This window comes from Mesorhizobium sp. M7A.F.Ca.US.014.04.1.1, assembly GCF_003998745.1.
Lineage (GTDB): Bacteria > Pseudomonadota > Alphaproteobacteria > Rhizobiales > Rhizobiaceae > Mesorhizobium > Mesorhizobium ciceri.
This window is the reverse complement of the sequence record NZ_RZRW01000982.1, coordinates 1-1,344: the sequence shown is the minus strand read 5'-3', so window position 1 is coordinate 1,344 and position 1,344 is coordinate 1. Positions and strand designations below refer to the sequence as shown.

Annotated in this window: 1 protein-coding gene and 1 pseudogene; both read right to left on the bottom strand. The window is 56.7% G+C overall.

Annotated features, from left to right (window positions below; all coding sequences use genetic code 11):
* A pseudogene (locus EOA22_RS39280) lies at nt 1-188 on the bottom strand (IS21 family transposase); the annotation flags it as partial.
* A gap of 519 nt (nt 189-707) precedes the next feature.
* A partial coding sequence (locus tag EOA22_RS33765) for an SDR family oxidoreductase (protein ID WP_164756191.1) occupies nt 708-1,344 on the bottom strand: 637 nt, incomplete at its 5' end.

Sequence of the window (1,344 nt, the reverse complement as noted above, 5' to 3'; positions counted from 1 at the left end):
TCACGCCAGGCGCCCATCCGCGGATAAGGCTGATGCTTGCGCTCGTAGCGGAACTCTGTCTCCTCGGAACGCAAAACCTTGCGCACCACCTTCCGGGAGATCTTCAGCTCCCGGCAGATCGCCTTGATCGACTTCCCCTGCACCAGCGACAGCCGGCGTATCTTCGCAATCGTCTCCACAACCAACATCCAAAACACAAATGCCTCCGATCAAACCGGAGGCATCTTGATGACCCATCGTTAAGGGGTCCCGTTTGGACGAAAATCACCCCTCAAACAGGGTCCTCATTCCATGAAAAATCACACGATGTAGCCGAGGAGCGAGCCGGGGCCACTTGCCGTTGCGCTTGAAGAGCGTGTCGTGATCCTGGAGAACGCCTTTCGCAGCATAGTCTTCTCGCAGGTGAGGATCGGGCATGGCATCGCACGAAAGCTTTGTCTGTCGAACTGAGCGGACGGCCGTGGTTGTAGGAATGGGGTTTGCTTGATCTCCGTGCTCGCCCTTTACCTGGCGATGACCCACGGGATTGAGCAAATAGTTCGCGGGCCCCCTGGGACTGCCATATCCCTAAGGAGTGAAGACTGGTGGGCGTTTAGCCCACCAATGACAGCCGCGGTTTGTGCTTTGGCCGCTCGTGCACTGCGTGTCGCGTCAAAGACGGAGCGAAAACCACCAGAGATTGCCAATTTGCGGGTTGAGAATTGCCTTTAGTCCGCAGTCCATCCGCCGTCGATGACCATGGACGACCCCGTCATCAGAGAGGATGCATCGGACGCAAGAAAAACAACTGCTCCGGTTATGTCGTCGACATGACCGATGCGGCCGAGCTTTATTTTGCACATGACCTCCGCCTTAAATGTTTCGTTCTTCAGGAAATTTTGAGCGAGCGGGGTTTCTACAAACGTCGGGGAAATGGTGTTCACACGGATCTTGTATGGCGCAAGATCGATTGCCACCGCCTTGGTCATGCCCTCCATTGCCCATTTCGAGGCGCAGTAGACGCTGCGCGTCGCGGCGCCGACATGGCCCATCTGCGACGACATGTTTATGATGCTGCCACTGACGCCTTGCTCGACCATGCGTCGCGCGACGATCTGCGCGACAAAAAAGGAAGCACGGAGATTGAGGGCCATAATATCATCGAAATCGGCCTGCGTTACATCAAGGAATGGGTTGGTGCGGTTCATCCCGGCATTGTTGACCAGCACGTGAAAAGCCGGCCTGTGTGAAACAGCTTCACTCACTGCCGAAACGTCCCGGATATCGAGAGCGATTGCTTCGGCTCGTCCGCCCGCGCGAGTGATATTGGCAGCGGCAGCCTCGATCTCGCTCAATGTGCGGGCG